Consider the following 19,037-nt stretch of genomic DNA (forward strand, 5'->3'; position numbering starts at 1 on the left):
AACTATGGATATTGTAATAGGTGTGGACATTGGCGGAACCAAAACCAAGATAGGGCTGGTCGACCAAAACGGGGAATGCCTTGAAAAAACTTTTTTTAGGACAAAGGACTTCCCAAACCTGAACGATTATTTGGACCAAATCAAGACCAAATCAGACGAACTCATCCAAAAAATGGGAAATGAGGTCAACGTTTTGGGTTGTGGCATTGGAGCTCCAAATGCCTCTAGTAAAAATGGCACCATAGAAAATGCCAGTAATTTGGTGTGGAAAGAAAGTGTTCCCATCCTTAAAAAGTTACAGGAACGTATGCCCATGCCCATGCGCATTATGAACGACGCCAGTGCTGCCGCTTTGGGTGAAATGCTCTTTGGCGGAGCTAGGAATATGACCGATTTTATTGTAATCACCTTGGGCACTGGTTTTGGCGCCGGTATTGTGGCCAATGGCCAATTAATTGATGGGTACGATGGTTTTGCCGGCGAGTTGGGCCACGTGGACATGACTTTGGGCGATGGCAGGTTGACCGGGCTTGGGGTCCGGGGCGGATTGGAAGCCTATGTATCCGCCACTGGCTTAAAACGCACTATTCTATATATGATGAGCAAGTATACGGTGGACAGCAGATTTAGAAGTGTGGCCTATAATGACCTCCATGGTGAGGATATTACCAAAGCGGCGGAAGAAGGCGATGAAATTGCTCTAAAGGCATTTGATTATACAGCTAAAATAATGGGATTGGCCTTGGCCAACTTTACGGCATTCACCCAGCCTGAAGCTTTTATTTTAATGGGAGGGCTCACCAATAGTGGGAAATGGATCATGGAGCCCTTGGAAAAATATTTCAATGCCAATCTTTTGCAAGTATATAAGAGCAAGGTAAAACTGATGTACTCAGAAATGGAAGGCAAAACGGCAGCCATTTGCGGTGCCGCCGCATTGATTTGGGAAAATCAAAAAAATAGGGTCAACTCCAATGCGTAATCTAAATTTAATCTAGAAGCTGATAAGTATCATACTTTTAAAGGATTTTTAGAACAAAACTTTGTACTCCAACCTTCAAAGCCGTAAAGTATGGGGTTTACAAAGTGTTATTTTAGTGTACTTTGTTCAGTTGTACTCCTAATTGCTTCCCAAAACTGCCTTTATGGACAAGATTTTAGCGAACATCAACCTGGTTCATGGTTTGTCCTCTCCGGAAACACAAAAATTCACGAGCAATGGAGCATTCCCACCGTTGCGATTATAAAGAACAATACCATTTGGGAAAACTATGGATTCTCTTTTGTACGGACAGGAGCATCCTTCAACCTTGATGCTTCATCAACATTTACCGGGGGAGTGGCCTTCTTAAACATGAATAGCTATACAGACACTACATCGCCAAAAAATAGTAGCCAATTTTGGATTTATGGAGAATATAGCCTAAAGTCCAAGTTTGGAAAGAGCTCTATTTCCCAAAGATGGCGTGTGGAGAATTACAGGCCCATCCATTCTGAAAATGCCTCTCCAAATAACCGAGTCAGATATCGCCTGCAATTTGTAAGACCTGTACACAAGAACGTTTATTTTAAATGCTATAATGAAATCATTTTAAATCTAGAGGAAGAAACCTTCAACCAAAACCGGCTTTTCATTGGTATGGGGCAAAAACTTACTCCATCACTAAGCATGGATATTGGTTATTTAAACCGACAGTTTTCAAAAGTTAGGGAAGATATGGTACAGGTTGGGTTATCATTCTATATTGACCTTACCAAAAAGGATCTTGCCCTACTGGCGGAAGCAAATCCGTAAAATACCATTTTGCAAGTTGTAACCTGATTTTTATCATATTTTTTGAGTAGTGACCTAGCTACCTTTATCTCAATCAAATAGTAAAAGTCATGAAACCAAAAAAGAACCCAAACGCAGAAATAGGACGCAATAGCAGTCTTTATTTCATGATAGGCCTTACTTCGGTCTTGTTCCTTACATGGCAATCCTTGGAAGTGAAAATTTATGAGAAGGAGTCCAAGGTTTCAGATGTTGTTGAAGTCATGGATGACCTTAAGGAAGATGTTCCCGTTACAGAAATGTTGCGTACCACTCCACCACCCCCTCCACCATCTGCGCCAGATGTCATAGAAATTGTGGAGGATGTTGAAGAGGTTGAAGAAACTGTTATTGAAAGTACAGAGAGTAGCCAGGAGACCTATATTGAAGATGCTATTGTTAGCGTGGAAGATGTGGAGGTTGAAGAGGTTGAGGAAGAGGTTATTGTTCCCTTTGCGATTATAGAGTATGTGCCTGTTTTCCCAGGATGTGAAGTCTACGAAACCCAAGCTGAGCGCAAAGCATGCTTTAACGAAAAAGTACAGGAGCATGTTATGAAAAACTTCAAATACCCTCCAAGTGCATTGGAAATGCAAATTACCGGAAGGGTCTATGTACAGTTTGTCATTGACTCCCAAGGTCATGTGACCAATATCCAAAAGAGAGGTCCTGACCGTTTATTGGAAGACGAAGCAGCTAGAATTATAGCCGCATTGCCCAATGTGAAGCCTGGACAACAGCGCGGAAAAGCTGTTAGTGTAAAATACAGCATACCCATAAGTTTTGTAATGAATTGATGATTAACACCAAAATTGGAGAAAGCGGCTCAATTAATTTTGAGTCGCTTTTTTATTTAAAACCAGCCAGCGCCTTTATATTCATTGTTCCTAGAGGCTATTTCCCGACTCTTGACCACCAAATGGGTTTCATCAAATTGTCTGGCTCTGTAGCCCAATAAGTGAAAAATGGATTTTGCCATAAAACGGGCAATTCTTTGGTCGACGAGAAGAGTATCTTTTTTGTCTGATTTCCATTGGACTCCGGGCAATTTTACTAAAAGATGGTCTACTTTAAAACGTCGTAGCTCTTTGGACAACCACAACAAAAATTTGGGAATGGGCCTAATAAAGTAAAAACCCTCCCCGCCCTGATCTTGGTATAAGGGCATAAAAATCTGTCTTCTTTTTTTGGTCTTCAGCACAGCATCATTATTCACAGCAATCTCCGTTCCTTTTGGAACCTCCTGAAAGTTTGTAAATCCAGGGAACATTCTGAATATATCTTCTGCACCGATGGTGTGCTGATGATAGATTTCATAAAACGTATGGCTGGCATTATTAAATCCATTTCCATCGCTTTTCGATGTACGGACCACATCTGTCAGTTGTAGGGTGAACTCAATAAAATCCACGCAATTTTCTACGGCTTTACTATCATTGTGCTGACCACTTTCAAAACCCAAGGACACATATCCCAATTCGTTGATATAACTCAATAAAGCTCCTTCAAGATATTCTTCAATCCCCAAAATAATGGGCAATGGATAGTTTGATGCATACTTTCTATTCAACAAACTGTCATTGAGTACTATAAAAGGCGTTGTATCGCTGGAAGTGGTGTGCAGATCAATAAAATAGAAAGGAGGGTTTCCTTTTTCCAATATTTTGCAGAGTACGCCATAAAGTAATTTCAACTCCTCTTCCTCTGCATTATTATTGTGCTCGTCGGATAGTATATTGCTTATTCGTTCCGGAAACCAGATACGGTTTAAATCCACAGCCTGAAACCTTACCTGCTTTTTAAGCGCCCCCAGATTACCGGCCACCGCAAATATTTCACCCTCTAAATCAACCTTCTTTGCTATTAGCCTTTTAAAGACCTGTTTTAGGGCAAGCACACCTGCAGGTTCATTGCCATGGATACCTGCAAAGAAAACCACGGTTGGCCCCTCTCTATTTCCTGATAAATGACCAATAATTCGTTCAACCGTTGTTGTCTCTTTTAGGTCATTTTTTTGTACTTCCTGCATGATCATAAATCAACTTTGCTTATGATTCCCACCACATTGGAGTCCACGCAAACTGGCAAGCACCCTATTTGGTGTTCTTTCATTATTTTTTTGGCTGTATTGATTTCTGTTTTGGGCTGCACGGTGACCACATCTTTAATCATAATATCAGATACTCTAGCCCCATTTATGTCGATTTCTCCCAATTTCTCTATGTGACTCCAGGTCAATAGTCCCACTAACTCACCTTTGGTGTTCTCAACGGGCAGATGATGGATGTTGTTCCACTGCATAATGGAAATGGCCAAGTTGGCAAAATCATCCGCATAGAGTTTCATGAGTCTGGTGGACATAATTTGCCCCACCCACTTAAAGGACTCCCTTTTCTTGGTAATTTCCTTGATGGAAGACCATTCATGTACAGGTTTATTGGTTTTCTGGTTGGTATACATCGCCTTGGTCAACTGTACCAATGCGCTATCTTGCTTCATCTGTTTTCTGAGCTCCCTGTAGTTTCCAATTTGCCATTCCGCTCCCGTGCCCATTCGCACTCTGTTTTCCACAATTCCTAGCAAATTTTGAATATCACCTTCGTCAATATTTACCTTTTTTAACCCTTCATAAGCGATGGGAAGCAGTTCACCTATCACCAATTTTTTAAGGGTTATGGGCATACCCAACCAGGTAAAAACGGTTTGTCTTCCGTTCATGGCCGATTTTATGAAATTGAGCTTGGCCTCCCTAAAATCCATAATGGCTGGCATATTGTCAAACTTTTTGGGCCGCCCTACCATCAATCCTATCCAAAAGGCAAAATTGGCCATTTGATCAATTACTGAAGGGCCTGAGGGAATGTACCTATTCTCTATCCGCAGATGCGGTTTTCCGTTGCCCACCCCATAACAAGGTCTGTTCCAACGGTACACTGTGCTATTGAAAAGGTGTAATGCCTCCAGTTTTGGAATGTTTCCTTCTTCCAAAAGCTGGAGGGAGTTTTTCTCAATGGGTTTGGTAAGAACAATGCGATGGGTGGAAATATCTTCCTTAAAGATTTGAACCACCGATTCTTCTTGCCATCGTTCCCCAAAGAAAACCCTGGCTACCTGTTCTTTTACGGCATTGGTCCATTTACGGGTGTCCAGACTTTGTTGAAAAAGGGCAATACGGGTTTCTTTCCAAAGTTCCTTGCCCAACAGTAGAGGAGAGTTGCAGGAAACCCCCAAAACCGGTCCAGCTATGGCCTGTGCCCAATTGTAGCTCTTTATAAAATCATCAGGCTTGACCTGCAAGTGAAGTTGAAAACTGGTGTTGCAGGCCTCAAAAAGTACGGAGTCATGGTGCAATGATAATTCATCCACTCCCTTGATCCTGAGGGTGAAATCATCCCCCCGCCATGCTTTTAAAACATCATTTATCCTATAATACCGGGGAATGGGGGTCATAAAATCCATCCCCAACTCATCTTTGGAAATGGTGGGCAAGATTCCTGTCAACAACACTTTTGCACCGTGCTTTGCTGCATGGGTTTTGGCCTTTCCCAATAATCCATTCAGCTGCTTCTCAACAGCTGCAAAGCAATTACCTTCGAGTTTTACAGGGTCAAGATTGGCCTCTAGATTGTAACTTGCCAGTTCGGTTGTAAAGTGGGAATCATCAATATCCCTAATGATGTCTAGGGATAAGGGAGCTGGTCTATATTCCCGGTTAATAAGGCACATTTCCTGTTCGGCGCCTATTCGGCGTATATCATCCTCTATCAAGCCCCCCATCATCATTAATTCCAGAGCTCTTATATCCTCAATTAAATGCTGAACGAACGCTTTGCGTTCTTCCTCATTAAACTTGCTTTCAATGATATGCTCTCCCATTGTTATGGTAATTGAACGTGTTAGGAATGTTAAAGCTACGAAGTGCAGCAGAGCCAAAAAATGACAGTTATCAGGTATTGATTTGTAATGGACTGACATTTATCATGTTTTATACTGAGTCCTGCCACTAATTTTGGTCTTGTAATATAATGGTATGAGTTATGTGTGGATTAGTACAGAAATACAATGTGCCTGGCCCAAGGTACACCAGTTACCCAACGGTTCCGTATTGGGATTTGGACGATTTTTCAGGTAAACGCTGGAAATCGACTGTATTGAGGGCCTTTCAGGAAAATCCCAAAGAAGGAATCAGCTTATACATACATCTTCCTTTTTGTGAGAGCATGTGCACGTTTTGTGGCTGCCATAAGCGCATCACCAAAAGACATGAGTTGGAACTTCCCTACATTAACAGTGTTCTAAAGGAATGGAACTTATATGTAGATTTGTTGGGCACCAAACCCATCATTAAAGAGCTTCATTTGGGCGGGGGAACTCCCACATTCTTTTCTCCTGAAAACTTACAACTATTGATAGATGGGATTCTTTTGCAAAGCAAAAAGGCTGAAAACGCCCAATTCAGTTTTGAAGGGCATCCCAACAATACAACCAAAGCGCATCTACAGGCCCTTTTTGATGTAGGGTTCAGAAGGGTCTGTTACGGTGTGCAAGACTATAATATGACCGTTCAAAGGGCCATCAACCGAATCCAGCCCTTTGAAAATGTAAAAAATGTGACTGAATGGGCCAAAGAAATTGGGTATACCTCTGTGGGGCATGATATTATCTATGGACTCCCATTTCAAGATTGTGTTCACGTGGAGGAAACCATTAAAAAAACCAATGCCCTTAAACCGGATCGCATAGCATTTTACAGTTACGCCCATGTGCCTTGGCTCAAAGGAAATGGACAACGAGGCTACAAAGAGGCCGACCTTCCCTCTTCCGTGGTGAAAAAAGCACAATATGAAATGGGCAAAAAAATGTTGACGGATTTTGGGTATAAAGATGTGGGAATGGACCATTTTGCCCTACCTACTGATGACCTGTATACCGCCTTGACCCATGGAACCTTGCATCGAAATTTTATGGGCTATACCCCATCCAAGACCAAATTAATGATTGGTCTGGGTGTATCCAGCATCAGTGATAGTTGGTATGGATTTGCCCAAAATGTAAAAAGTTTGGAAGAATATGAACATTTGGTTTCACACGGAGTTATCCCTATTTTTAGGGGACATATCCTTAACCAAGAGGATGAAATCATAAGAAAGCACATTCTTAATCTCATGTGCCGATTTGAAACTTCTTGGGAGATGGAAGAAGCTAAGATAGTCGATTTTCAAAGTATCATCAACAACCTATCGGAAATGGAATCTGATGGTTTGGTGGAGATAGGAGAAAATAAGATTTCAGTAACCGAAAAAGGTAGGCCTTTTGTGAGAAACATCAGTATGGCCTTTGACTTAAAATTACACCGGAAGAAACCGGAAACCCGAATATTTTCCATGACCGTTTAACCTATAAAAAACAAACAAATGAAAAGTATAGTTGTACCCGTAGATTTTTCAGAACAATCTGAAAACGCCCTAAAAGTGGCTGCATCCTTGGCCAAAGAAAACAAGGCCGAGTTGTTGGTGCTCCACATGTTGGAGCTTTCACCGGCCATTATGAGCGAATCGGGCTATGTGTCCCAAGAACAAGTGGTCCACTTGATTAAAATTGGCGAAAAACGATTTGCCGACTTTTTGGACAAACCTTATTTAAAGGATGTCAACATTGTCCCCGTCATTAAACATTACAAAGTTTTTAGTGAAGTAAACGAAGTTGCCGAAAAGCACAACGCCGATCTTATTGTCATGGGTTCCCATGGTACCGATGGACTCCAAGAAATCTTTATAGGATCTAACACAGAGCGTGTTGTTCGCACCTCTGATGTCCCTGTACTGGTCATTAAAGGCGAAATGAACGGATTTAAGCCCAAAAACTTTGTTTTTGCCTGCGATTTTTCGGAAGAAAATGTTCCTGCTCTTAAAAAAGCTGTGGAAATGGCCAAACTTTTGAAATCCAAATTACAGTTGATCTACATCAATACACCTGGGGATGAATTTTTGAGCACCGATGATGCCTATGAAAAAGTCTCCAAATTTTTGGATACGGCCAAGCTTGGCTTAACAGTTGAAATCTATAACGACTACACTGTTGAAAAAGGAGTCCTCAATTATTGTGATAAGGTAATGGCCGACATTATTGGCATACCCACCCACGGTAGAAGGGGATTGTCCCACTTTTTTATGGGAAGTATTGGGGAAGATATTGCCAATCATTCCAACATCCCTGTAATGACCTTTAAAATTTGATGGTTGCATTTTTTTGATTGGTTTCATGCAATCCAAGAAAGGGGAGTCAGTTTAAACCGGCTCCCCTTTTTTAGTTCATTATTCAAATAGAAACTTATCCGTGAAATCGGTTATAGGCTTCTTTTTCCAAGGATTCCCTATGGTCAGGATGCGCTATGGAAATCAAAGCCTTGGCTCGTTGTTGCAGATTTTTCCCAAAAAGATTTACCACACCATATTCTGTGGCCACGTAGTGCATGTGGGCACGAGTGGTGGTCACCCCTGCACCTTGCTTTAGAAAGGGTACTATTTTAGAGACTCCTTTCTTTGTGCTGGATGACATGGCTATGATGGGTTTTCCACCTGGTGAAAGCGACGCTCCCCGCATAAAATCCATTTGCCCACCCACTCCAGAGAACTGGTAGCCGCCAATGGTATCCGCACAAACTTGACCGGTAAGGTCAATTTCTATGGCACTATTGATAGCTGTTGCTTTTGGATTTCTCCGGATTCTAGCCGTGTCATTGGTATACCCAGAATCCCTAAAATCACAGATGGGATTGTCATCTATAAAGTCATAGAGTTTATGGGAGCCTACCGCAAAGCAGCTCACAATTTTGCCTCGTTTTACCGCTTTTTCCTTTCCATTGATGACCCCACTTTCTATCAAAGGTAATACGCCATCAGAGAACATTTCGGTGTGGATACCCAGGTTTTTATGGTTCCCTAAGTTGGATAGCACCGCATTGGGTATATTCCCTATTCCCATTTGCAAGGTAGCGCCATCTTCTATTAATGAGGCCACGTGTTTCCCTATTTTATGTTCGGTATCTGATATTTCAGTGGGTTCATGTTCGTGAATAGGTCTATTTACCTCTGTAGCAAAAACAATCTCATCCACATGCACAATCCCAGTACCATGGGTTCGGGGCACCTGGGGATTTATTTGTGCCACAATTTTTTTGGCCGTTCGTACAGCCGGTAGTGCCACATCAACTGAAACTCCCAAAGAACAATACCCGTGTTTATCTGGTGGTGAAACTTGCACAAAGGCCACATCCAATGGCAAATATTCATCAGCGAACAACCAAGGGATTTCACTCAAAAAAACGGGAATATAATCCCCCATATACGTATTGACGAAGGGTCTTACATTGCCCCCCACAAAACATGAATTCAGGGTGAAAGCTTCACAAAACGGCTTTCTCGTATACTTTGCATCCCCTTCGGTATGGATGGAAATTATCTCTACATCTTTAAGCTCTCCATGCCTGTCGCATAAAGCATCAATCAATTCGTTAGGGGTCATGGCTGCTCCTTGGAAGAAGACCCGGTCTCCTGATTTAACAATTCCTACTGCTTCTTCCGCTGATGTTATTTTCATTTTAGATTTTATTTTTTAAGGTTGATGGCACTCAATGGTCGCCGTTATTGCATTTGCAGGAGCTGGTTTAGGAGAAACATAACGTATTCCCAATCCCAGTCCACGTATAATAAACAATAGGCCAATAATGACCACAAATACCGGTATCAATTTTTGTATTCTAGCTTTTATGGAAGTACTGAACATTCCTTTGGAATAGACCACAAAAGACATGAGGGGTACCGTTCCCAGACCAAAAATCATCATGTAAAATCCCCCCTCCAATGCATTTCCCATGGCTATGGCTCCCAAAAGGGCCATATACACCAAGCCACAGGGCAAAAATCCATTCAAAAAGCCAATGGTCAAAAAGGTATCCGGTGTCTTCTTTTTGAGTTCGGACCCAAGTTTGGACTTCACCTTTCCAATTATGGAATATATGGGCGAAAATAGTTTGTGACCGCTCATGTATTTGCTTGGAAGTAGAACAAGAACAATCATAAGTACACCAATACCAATGGAAAGCTTCTGTTGAATTCCGAACAAGGACAATCCCTTACCCAAAAGGCCAAAAAGCACCCCAATGACTCCATAGGCCAGCAACCTACCCAAGTGATAAATGGACAACTGTGCAGTCTTCTTTACATTGTTGGCCTGGTCCAAGGGCAGCATAAAAGCTATTGGCCCGCACATGCCCAAGCAGTGCAGACTTCCCAAAAGACCCAATACCAATGCGGATGTTAACATGATCAGTACACCAATTTTTCTTTATGTAAAAAGGAATTACCTTCGTATTCCCAGCTTATGGAAATGTCCCAGCGACCGTCTACCAAGCGATTGTCAGGTATGAGCAAATGTGTATTGGACAAACTTATAGGAAAGTTAGAATCCAAGTGCTTGTTAGACGGTCTATAAAGGGACACTGTACCACTTATTTTTTTAGGTTCGAAACGCTCGGGAAAATAAATCATTAGGCCTTCATCTGTTTTTTCAATGGTTAGGTTGGCCTTCATTTCTGATGCTGTTTTTGAGGCATCTATCTCCTGTTGATAGGACAATTCTTTTTTATAATACTCCTCTGTCACCAGATCATGGTTGGCCCTATCATCCGTGCTCATTCTAAAGACGAAGTATAGAATGAAGGTGATAAAACCTATAAATGCCAATACGATTCCTGTTCCCCAATTAATTTTCATCTCAATCTTTTTTAATTATAACTCCTTGGTGCCAAAAACTGGGTTACTGTAGTTTCTATGAGTTTATCACCACTATACACGCCAATTTTCAATTTATCCTTATCGCCGTTCAACGTTGATGCATTTATTTCAATAAACAAGGTGCCTTCTGCCAATTCCTCTGCGGGAACCGTGAACGTATCTTGGGACACCATCTTAATCTCCCCATTATGCGACATTAGTTCAAAGGAAACATTTTCGATATCCTTAGTGGTCTTGTTCACCAATTTGTAGGTATACACATTGCTGATGATGTTGTTCTCTTTACGCTCGTACAACTGGCCGGGCAATCGCAAAATATTGGCCTCAACTTCATTTCGCAAGAACAACATGCCAATCAAAATCCCGGTCAATACCGTAAGCACTGCTGTATATCCTTTCATTCGAGGCGTAAACTTAAACTTGGCCTTTTTGGTGATTTCGTCCTCACTCGCATAGCGAATCAACCCTCTGGGTCTATCGATGCTATCCATAATATGGTCACATTCATCAATACAAGCGGTGCAGTTTACGCACTCCAACTGGGTTCCATTGCGGATGTCAATTCCCGTAGGGCAAACGTTCACACACTGGAAACAGTCTATACAATCACCATGTCCCAGCGCTTCCCGGTCCTCGTTCTTTCTGAACTTTTTACGTCCGTTTTCACCTTCGCCCCGTTTATGATCATAGGCCACCACAATGGATTTATTGTCCAACAGAACTCCTTGCAATCTACCGTATGGACAGGCAATGATACACACCTGCTCCCGGAACCATGCAAAAATGAAATAGAACACCCCTGTGAAAATCAGCAGTGGAATCATAGTTCCCAAATGGGCCACGGGACCATCAGTGATATAGGCAATCAGTTCGTCACTGCCAATCAAGTAGGCTAAAAAGACATTGGCTATTAGAAATGAAATAATAAAAAAGACACTCCACTTCAACACCCTTTTCCAGATTTTTTTACCCGTCCAAGGTGCTTTGGCCAAACGCATTTGCGCACCCCTGTCCCCATCTATCCAATATTCGATTCGACGGAAGACCATTTCCAAAAAAATGGTCTGGGGACACATCCAACCACAGAATATTCGTCCGTAAGCGACGGTGAACAGGGCAATGAAAATTACGCCAATGATCATGGAAACCACCACCAAATGAAAATCTTGGGGCCAAAACGGAAGTCCAAAAATATTGAACCGGCGCTCCAACACATTGAACATCAAAAATTGATGCCCATTGATTTTAACAAAAGGAGCTGCTATCAAGAAAATCAGCAGAAAGTAACTCACATACTTTCTATAATCGTAGTACCGTCCACTGGGTTTCTTTGGAAATATCCAATTTCTTTTGCCTTCTTGTGTGATTGTGCCTATGGAATCCCTAAAATTCTCTTCCATCGAACTGTGATTTATCCATTCATTATTCTACCATAGACGTCCCTGATTAGGGCTAATTCATGGCAACATCTGTTGAATCTGTGGCCTGCTCCATTTCTGATGGTGCAGATTCTGTTCCGCTCTCTTCAGGGGCATTGGGGTCTACCCAAATTTCCCCTTCAGGTGCCTTTGGATTGGCGGGTGTGGTCCCGCCCAATGTAAGCACAAAGCTCGCCACCTGTGCAATTTCGGCTGGCTTAAAGCTCTGTTTCCAGGCGACCATTCCTTTCCCATCACGACCTCCTTCGGAAATTGTGGTAAAGACATTTTTGATACCCCCTCCCAAAATCCAGTATTCATCGGTAAGGTTGGGGCCAATGCCACCTCCACCATCTGCCATGTGACAAACCACACAATTGGTTGTAAAAATCTTCTCACCTGCACTCAAATCAGCAGGATCAGACAAAAATTCCACCGTACTGGCATCCACTAAATCCTTAGCTGTTTTTTTGTATTCCTCAATAGCTGCTTGCGCTTCGGCCACTTCTTGTTCGTATTCCTGTGCTTGGTCATAATCTCCAATAACATGGAAACGTATCATGTAAACAACAGCAAATATTATGGTTGCATAGAAAAAGTACACCCACCACGGAGGCAGTACGTTGTCCAATTCACGGATACCATCATAATTATGGTCCATGATAATTTCTCCCTCACGTTCTATGGAGCGACTTTTGGTAAGCTTTTTATAGAGGTTTTTGACCCATGTCCATTCGTATTTCTTGCTTTTAGTTTCCAAATAGCGCTCCTTACCTTCTTCTGAAAGGGTCTGGAACATAATGTTCTCAATGGAAGCTAAAATCAATTCTATGGCAATAAGAATCATCAGCACCAACAGCATAAAAAACTGCGTGATGGGATATTCAATTATTGCGGGTTTCTCACCGGAGTCTATAAAGAATTCCATCAATCCGAAGATCAAAAAGAATAAAACCGGGACTCGTATCCACCAAGGTGTTTTTGTGCTCATACTATTATAGTTTGTTGTGTTGATCTTCGTTATCCAAGGGGAGTTCAGACATCTCCTTTATGTGCTCCTTGGTAGCGGTTACCACCCACCAAAACAAGAGAACAAAAAACACAAAGAAGATGAGGAGAGAAACCATGGGGTAGTTCGCTATCCCATCAATGGTTTCCATATGTTCTTTTACAAATTTCAACATGGTTATTAGATTTTAGAGACAAGAATCAAGACACAGGACTTTGAAGTCTGCTTTAGTTGTGTCTTGGTTCTTGACTCTGGTTTCATGATTTTTTATTATTCAGCATTAGTTATCTTAATATCGGTGCCCAATCGCTGTAGATAGGCGATCAAGGCTACGATTTCTCGATCTTTAATTTCAATAAATTCAACACCTTCATCTTGGGCTCTTTGTCTATCCTCCCTAAATGACACTTCTAAATCTGGGTCTACTTTTAGGTTCTCAACTATTTTCAAAGCTTGTGTTTCCATCGATTCATAGGCATTTTCAATATCATCCTCCGAATAAGGAACTCCAAGCTTGACCATTGCCCGCATCTTTTTTTGTGTGTCGCTTTTATCTAGCTCATTTCTAATAATCCATGGATATGCAGGCATCAGGGACTTATCTTCTAGCAACCTAGGATCATACATATGTTTGAAATGCCAACTGTCAGATTTACCGCCATGAAGTCTACCTGAAACACCCTCTCTAGCTAAATCAGGGCCAGTACGCTTACTACCCCACAAAAATGGGTGGTCGTACACAAACTCCCCTGCCTTGGAATATTCGCCATAACGCTCCACTTCGCTTCGGAACGGTCTGATCATTTGCGAATGACATCCCACACAACCTTCCCTGATATAAAGGTCTCTTCCTTCCAATTCCAATGGTGTATACGGTTTGACACTTGTTATGGTAGGGATGTTGGATTTCACCAAAATGGTCGGGATTATCTGCACAATACCTCCAATCAATATGGCAATTGTAGCCAAGATGGTCAATTGAACGGGTTTTCTTTCCAACCAGTTGTGGAAGGTTTCACCAGCCACACGTCTTTTAGTAACGCGTTCCAATGCCGGAGCTTCTGCTGCTTCATCTTCAACCTTGCTGCCTGACCTTATGGTCATCACCACATTATAGAGCAGTATAAACATCCCCAAGATAAATAGGGAACCACCAATGGCCCGCATCCAATACATTGGGATAATCTGGGTAACAGTTTCCAAGAAGTTACCGTACACCAATGTACCATCTGGGTTGAATTCTTTCCACATCAAGGCTTGGGTGAATCCTGCCACGTACATCGGTAGGGCATACAATACAATACCCAAGGTTCCAATCCAGAAGTGGAAATTGGCCAATCCTTTGGAGTACAAATTTGTTTTGAACATTCGAGGTACCAACCAATAGATCATACCAAAGGTCAGGAACCCATTCCAGGCCAAGGCCCCTACGTGAACGTGGGCAATAATCCAGTCACTAAAATGCGCAATGGCGTTTACGTTTTTCAACGATAGCATTGGACCCTCAAAAGTGGCCATACCATAACCGGTAATGGCAACTACCATAAATTTTAATGTGGCATCGGTACGCACTTTATCCCAAACACCCCGAAGGGTCAACAAACCGTTGATCATACCACCCCAAGATGGAGCGATCAACATTACGGAGAATACCACACCCAGATTCTGCGCCCAATCGGGCAAAGAAGAATACAACAAGTGGTGAGGGCCTGCCCAGATATAAATGAATATCAACGACCAAAAGTGGACAATGGACAATCTATAGGAGTAAATAGGCCTGTTTGCCGCTTTGGGAACAAAATAGTACATCAACCCCAAGAAAGGTGTGGTCAAGAAAAATGCCACGGCATTGTGACCGTACCACCATTGCACGAGCGCATCTTGCACACCAGCGTACACTGAATAGCTCTTCAATGCAGTTACAGGCAATTCCAAACTGTTAAAGATGTGTAGCACCGCTACGGTGACAAACGTGGCCAAGTAGAACCAAATGGCCACATACAAGTGCCTTTGTCTTCTTTTTAAGATGGTGCCGATCATGTTCCAACCAAAAATTACCCAAACGACTGCGATGGCTAAATCTATCGGCCACTCCAATTCGGCATATTCTTTGGAAGTTGTGTATCCCAAAGGCAAGGTCAAGGCTGCTGCCACAATGATCAATTGCCAGCCCCAGAAGTTGATGTTACTCAGGGTGTCACTGAACATTCTTGCTTTTAACAAACGTTGTAGCGAGTAATACACCCCTGCAAAAATGGCGTTCCCCACAAATGCAAAGATCACGGCATTGGTGTGCAATGGACGTAAACGCCCAAAACTCAACCAAGAGATACCTTCTGTAACATTGGGGAACAAAAACATAAAGGCCAACAAGAGACCTACGGCCATACCTACCACTCCCCATAGGATGGTGGCATATAAGAACTTTTGTACGATTTTGTTATCGTAACGGAACTGTTGTATTTCCATATTTATTGGTTTGTGCTTTTAGTTTGTTTGATTTCCTTCTTATTTAGGTTCGATTTATCCTTGTTTTTGACCACCTCATCTTCAAACAACATTCTTACTGATGGGGTATAGGTATCATCGTATTGTCCGCTTTTCACCGAAAAAACAAAGGCTACAAAAAAGACTAGGGCCACCGTTATGCTTATGGCCAACAACACATAAATAACACTCATACCTGCCTGAATTTAGCGGTAAAACTACTGTGATGGTATTGCGCAAAAAATGACATATATCAGCTTTCTAAATTTTTTAGTTCTTTACCGAAATAATTTGTGGCCAAGGTGGTGAACACCACTATACTAATAGAGCTTAAGGGCATTAAAATAGCTGCAATCACGGGCTGTAACTGGCCTGTGACAGCAAAATATAATCCCACCACATTGTAGCAGAGCGACAACAAAAAGCTCATTTTTATGATTCCAATGGATTTTTTGGACAGTTTTATGAACTTTGGTAGCATTCGCAACTTGCTGGCATCTAAAATGCCATCACAAGCTGGCGAAAACACGTTGATATTCTCCGAAACGGCCAAACCTACATCACTTTGGGCTAAGGCTCCTGCATCATTCAATCCGTCGCCAACCATCAAAACCTTGTGTTTTTCCTGTAGACTTTTGATGTATTCCAACTTATCCTCTGGTTTTTGGTCAAATAGCATCGTTGTTTTTTCAGGAAGCATTTTTTGAAGCTGCTCTTTTTCACCATCGTTATCGCCCGAAAGAATGCCCAGTTCCAAATCTGCCGACAACTCGTCAAATATTTGGCTCATTCCATCTCGATAGGTGTTCTTGAAGACAAACCTTCCTTTTACATCTTCATCGGCACTTACATAAACCGTGGTATTGGTCAATGCATTGGATTTGCTTTCCCCCACGTAGGATGCGGAACCCACTTTTATGGAATGCTCATTGTATTTTCCTTCGATGCCTTTTCCGGTATGCTCCTGGAATTCCTCAAGGGTCATAATGGCATTGGATTTTAGAATATTATACAAGGATCGGCTCAGTGGATGGTTGGATGCCCGCAATGTGGTTTTCAAGAGTGCTGTTTCTTCCTCCGTAAGTTCCATACCTTCATAATGTATGGTATCTTTTTGATTGGTGGTGAGCGTTCCCGTTTTATCAAAAATAGCGGTGTCAATTTTTGACAAGCGTTCAATTACGTTGGTATTTTTTAAATAGAATTTATACTTCCCAAAAATGCGGAGCATATTGCCCAATGTGAACGGAGCTGCCAACGCAATGGCACAGGGACAGGCAATAATCAATACTGATGTGAACACGTTGAGTGCCAAGCTCGGATCAAAAATCAGCCAAAAAATGGTGGCCAAAGTAGCAATGCTCAACACCGCGATGGTAAATCGTTTTCCAATACTGTCTGTCAGGGCCTGGAATTGACTCGCTTTGTCTTTTGAGAATACCGAGTTGCCCCATAGTTGGGTTAAATAACTTTGGGATACGGATTTTAACACCTCAACCTCCAGAACACCCGAAAGTTGTTTTCCTCCCGCAAACAATTTTTCACCCGATTCTTTAAAAACAGCTTCGGACTCACCCGTTACAAAACTGTAATCGATTTCGGCAGTTCCTTTGATGAGGATACAATCCACAGGAATAATCTCATGGCTACGTATCAGCACCCTATCCCCTACTTCAATATTGTAAATTTGAACATTCTCTTCTTCCCCGTTTTTCTTCAGACGGGTAACGGCTATTGGAAAATAGGATTTGTAATCCCGCTCAAAGGATAGATAGGCGTAAGTTTTCTGCTGAAAAAATTTCCCCAGCAACAAGAAGAAAACCAAGCCTGTTAGACTATCAAAAAATCCCGATCCCAAATCAAAAATAATGTCAACCGTACTCCTAAGGAACAGGGTCAAAATACCCAAGGCAATGGGCACATCAATGTTCAATAATTTGGAACGAATACCCTTATAAGCCGAAATAAAATAATCTTGCGAAGCATAAAAGACCACGGGAAGGGAGAAGGCAAACATCAACCAACGAAAAACATGTTTGTATTGATCTAACCAAAATTCCTCCACCTCAAAATACTCGGGAAACGAAAACAGCATCACATTACCAAAGGCAAAACCTGATACGCCCAACTTGTATATCAGGGAACGGTCTACTTTTTTTCCTTTCTTATTGTACTCCTCCAAAGAGATATAGGGCTCGTACCCAATGCTCCCCAACAAAAGCGCCAAGGCTTTCAATGAAAAATCTTCTGTTTTGTAAGTGACTCGAATGGTCTTTTTGGGAAAGTCAACCTGTGAAACTTTAATGGCGGAATGCAACTTGTTCAGGTTTTCCAAAACCCAAATACAGGAGCTGCAATGAATGGTTGGAATGCTTAAACTGACCACCTGTACACCGTCTTCATTAAATTCCAAGAGCTGTTGTACGATTTCTTGGTTGTCCAAAAAATCGTATTTCTGACGAATCTCGTTCGGGGTTGTCCCTGCCTTGCCCTCTATTTCATAAAAAGTGGACAGGCCGTTCGATGTAAAAATCTCGTAAACTGTTTTACAGCCATTACAGCAAAAATCTTTATCATCAAACTGAACAGAGCTTTTTCCGCATTCGTCCCCACAATGATAGCAGGTTGAGTCTGTCATTTCACATTTGCTTTACCTGATGCAAATTTGTAATACTCTTCTCCTTAAAAATATGATATTTATCAGTAAATTACAGGCTGGTATCCATTAATTTTGTTCCATCAGGTAAACTAATCAGTTATGGAAAGCAGGTGTGAAAATTGTATAATCAGGCAGTTTAACTCTTTACGTGCCATGAGCAAGGAGGAGTTAAAAAAAGTTTCTGACACCAAAACCACAAGAACCATAAAAAAGGGGGAGCCCCTTTTTGAGGAAGGCGATAAACTCAATGGAGTGTATTGTGTCCGAAATGGTGTTTCCAAACTTTCCAAATTGAGCGCAAATGGCAAGGACCAGATTGTAAAGCTGGCCACCAAAGGTGAGGTAATGGGGCAACGATCCGTAATCTCTGAGGAGTGTACCAATTTGTCTGCCATTGCAGTAAGTGATATGGAGGTTTGCTTTATTCCCAAGGAAAGCATTACCCATACCCTACAATCGAATCCCAACTTTACCCTTGAGGTACTTCGCCATATGGCCCATGATCTTAAGGAGGCCGATGACGTCATAGTTAATATTTCACAGAAGACCGTTAAACAACGAATTGCAGAGGCTTTTCTTTACCTCAAAAACAACTTTGGCGAAGATGAAGAGGGCTTTTTGGCTCTAACACTTTCCCGCGAAGATATTTCCAATGTAGTGGGCACCGCTACCGAATCTGCTATCAGAATAATCTCTGAATTCAAGAAAAAAGGGTACATCCATACTTCTGGGAAAAAAATCGGCATTAAAGATGAACGCAAACTCATGGAGCTTGTTGAAGGCTTTTAAAGTTTCATTTTTCAAAAGCTGATAATTGTCATAGAATCCCCTTAGGCATAGCGGTAATTTTATTGCA

General features: G+C 41.9%; 17 protein-coding genes. 6 read left to right on the forward strand and 11 right to left on the reverse strand.

Annotation, left to right across the window (positions count from 1 at the left end):
- Nucleotides 1–4: 4 nt before the first annotated feature.
- From J0X14_RS11795 to J0X14_RS11805, 3 genes are all read left to right on the forward strand, one after another.
- Nucleotides 5–982: an ROK family protein gene (locus J0X14_RS11795; RefSeq protein WP_207097975.1), complete on the forward strand. Its 978-nt coding sequence runs from the start codon at nucleotides 5–7 to the stop codon at nucleotides 980–982.
- 90 nt (nucleotides 983–1,072) lie between these two features.
- Entirely contained in the window at nucleotides 1,073–1,795 is a 723-nt protein-coding gene (locus J0X14_RS11800; RefSeq protein ID WP_207097976.1) for a DUF2490 domain-containing protein, read from the forward strand.
- Nucleotides 1,796–1,884: 89 nt separating this feature from the next.
- Nucleotides 1,885–2,610, forward strand: coding sequence for an energy transducer TonB (locus J0X14_RS11805; RefSeq protein ID WP_207097977.1), 726 nt, complete (start codon nucleotides 1,885–1,887; stop codon nucleotides 2,608–2,610).
- Nucleotides 2,611–2,666: 56 nt separating this feature from the next.
- On the opposite strand, the gene J0X14_RS11810 is transcribed toward J0X14_RS11805, so the two are convergent.
- A complete protein-coding gene (locus J0X14_RS11810) occupies nucleotides 2,667–3,842 on the reverse strand; it encodes a succinylglutamate desuccinylase/aspartoacylase family protein (RefSeq protein WP_207097978.1) in 1,176 nt (391 codons plus the stop codon).
- 2 nt (nucleotides 3,843–3,844) lie between these two features.
- The gene (locus tag J0X14_RS11815) at nucleotides 3,845–5,689 is read right to left on the reverse strand and encodes a CBS domain-containing protein (protein WP_207097979.1); all 1,845 of its coding nucleotides are present in this window, start codon (nucleotides 5,687–5,689) and stop codon (nucleotides 3,845–3,847) included.
- 161 nt (nucleotides 5,690–5,850) lie between these two features.
- Between J0X14_RS11815 and hemN the strand changes: the two genes are divergently transcribed.
- Together hemN and J0X14_RS11825 are read left to right on the forward strand one after the other, a co-directional pair.
- Entirely contained in the window at nucleotides 5,851–7,209 is a 1,359-nt protein-coding gene (gene hemN, locus J0X14_RS11820) for an oxygen-independent coproporphyrinogen III oxidase (protein WP_207097980.1), read from the forward strand.
- A gap of 18 nt (nucleotides 7,210–7,227) precedes the next feature.
- A complete protein-coding gene (locus J0X14_RS11825) occupies nucleotides 7,228–8,049 on the forward strand; it encodes a universal stress protein (protein WP_207097981.1) in 822 nt (273 codons plus the stop codon).
- A gap of 94 nt (nucleotides 8,050–8,143) precedes the next feature.
- Here the strand turns inward: J0X14_RS11825 and J0X14_RS11830 are convergent, their stop codons facing one another.
- From J0X14_RS11830 to J0X14_RS11870, 9 genes are all read right to left on the reverse strand, one after another.
- Nucleotides 8,144–9,412 carry an acetyl-CoA hydrolase/transferase family protein gene (locus J0X14_RS11830; RefSeq protein ID WP_207097982.1) on the reverse strand — a complete coding sequence of 423 codons (1,269 nt, stop codon included), beginning with the start codon at nucleotides 9,410–9,412 and terminating at the stop codon, nucleotides 8,144–8,146.
- Between the two features lie 15 nt (nucleotides 9,413–9,427).
- Nucleotides 9,428–10,138 carry a sulfite exporter TauE/SafE family protein gene (locus tag J0X14_RS11835; protein WP_207097983.1) on the reverse strand — a complete coding sequence of 237 codons (711 nt, stop codon included), beginning with the start codon at nucleotides 10,136–10,138 and terminating at the stop codon, nucleotides 9,428–9,430.
- 2 nt (nucleotides 10,139–10,140) lie between these two features.
- Nucleotides 10,141–10,587: a FixH family protein gene (locus tag J0X14_RS11840; protein WP_207097984.1), complete on the reverse strand. Its 447-nt coding sequence runs from the start codon at nucleotides 10,585–10,587 to the stop codon at nucleotides 10,141–10,143.
- 11 nt (nucleotides 10,588–10,598) lie between these two features.
- Entirely contained in the window at nucleotides 10,599–12,008 is a 1,410-nt protein-coding gene (gene ccoG / locus J0X14_RS11845) for a cytochrome c oxidase accessory protein CcoG (protein WP_207097985.1), read from the reverse strand.
- A gap of 52 nt (nucleotides 12,009–12,060) precedes the next feature.
- Nucleotides 12,061–13,017: a cbb3-type cytochrome c oxidase N-terminal domain-containing protein gene (locus tag J0X14_RS11850; RefSeq protein ID WP_207097986.1), complete on the reverse strand. Its 957-nt coding sequence runs from the start codon at nucleotides 13,015–13,017 to the stop codon at nucleotides 12,061–12,063.
- 4 nt (nucleotides 13,018–13,021) lie between these two features.
- Nucleotides 13,022–13,210 (reverse strand): CcoQ/FixQ family Cbb3-type cytochrome c oxidase assembly chaperone, encoded by a 189-nt coding sequence (locus tag J0X14_RS11855; RefSeq protein ID WP_207097987.1) that lies wholly within the window; start codon nucleotides 13,208–13,210, stop codon nucleotides 13,022–13,024.
- Nucleotides 13,211–13,305: 95 nt separating this feature from the next.
- A complete protein-coding gene (ccoN, locus tag J0X14_RS11860) occupies nucleotides 13,306–15,504 on the reverse strand; it encodes a cytochrome-c oxidase, cbb3-type subunit I (protein WP_207097988.1) in 2,199 nt (732 codons plus the stop codon).
- A gap of 2 nt (nucleotides 15,505–15,506) precedes the next feature.
- Entirely contained in the window at nucleotides 15,507–15,716 is a 210-nt protein-coding gene (ccoS, locus tag J0X14_RS11865; protein ID WP_207097989.1) for a cbb3-type cytochrome oxidase assembly protein CcoS, read from the reverse strand.
- Nucleotides 15,717–15,775: 59 nt separating this feature from the next.
- Nucleotides 15,776–18,160, reverse strand: a complete 2,385-nt coding sequence (locus tag J0X14_RS11870; protein ID WP_207097990.1) for a heavy metal translocating P-type ATPase — start codon at nucleotides 18,158–18,160, stop codon at nucleotides 15,776–15,778.
- Between the two features lie 174 nt (nucleotides 18,161–18,334).
- Here J0X14_RS11870 and J0X14_RS11875 point away from each other — a divergent pair, with 174 nt between their 5' ends.
- Nucleotides 18,335–18,970 (forward strand): Crp/Fnr family transcriptional regulator, encoded by a 636-nt coding sequence (locus tag J0X14_RS11875; protein ID WP_242528004.1) that lies wholly within the window; start codon nucleotides 18,335–18,337, stop codon nucleotides 18,968–18,970.
- Nucleotides 18,971–19,037: the final 67 nt, after the last annotated feature.

Origin of the sequence: Allomuricauda sp. CAU 1633, assembly GCF_017313225.1 — a bacterium.
Lineage (GTDB): Bacteria > Bacteroidota > Bacteroidia > Flavobacteriales > Flavobacteriaceae > Flagellimonas.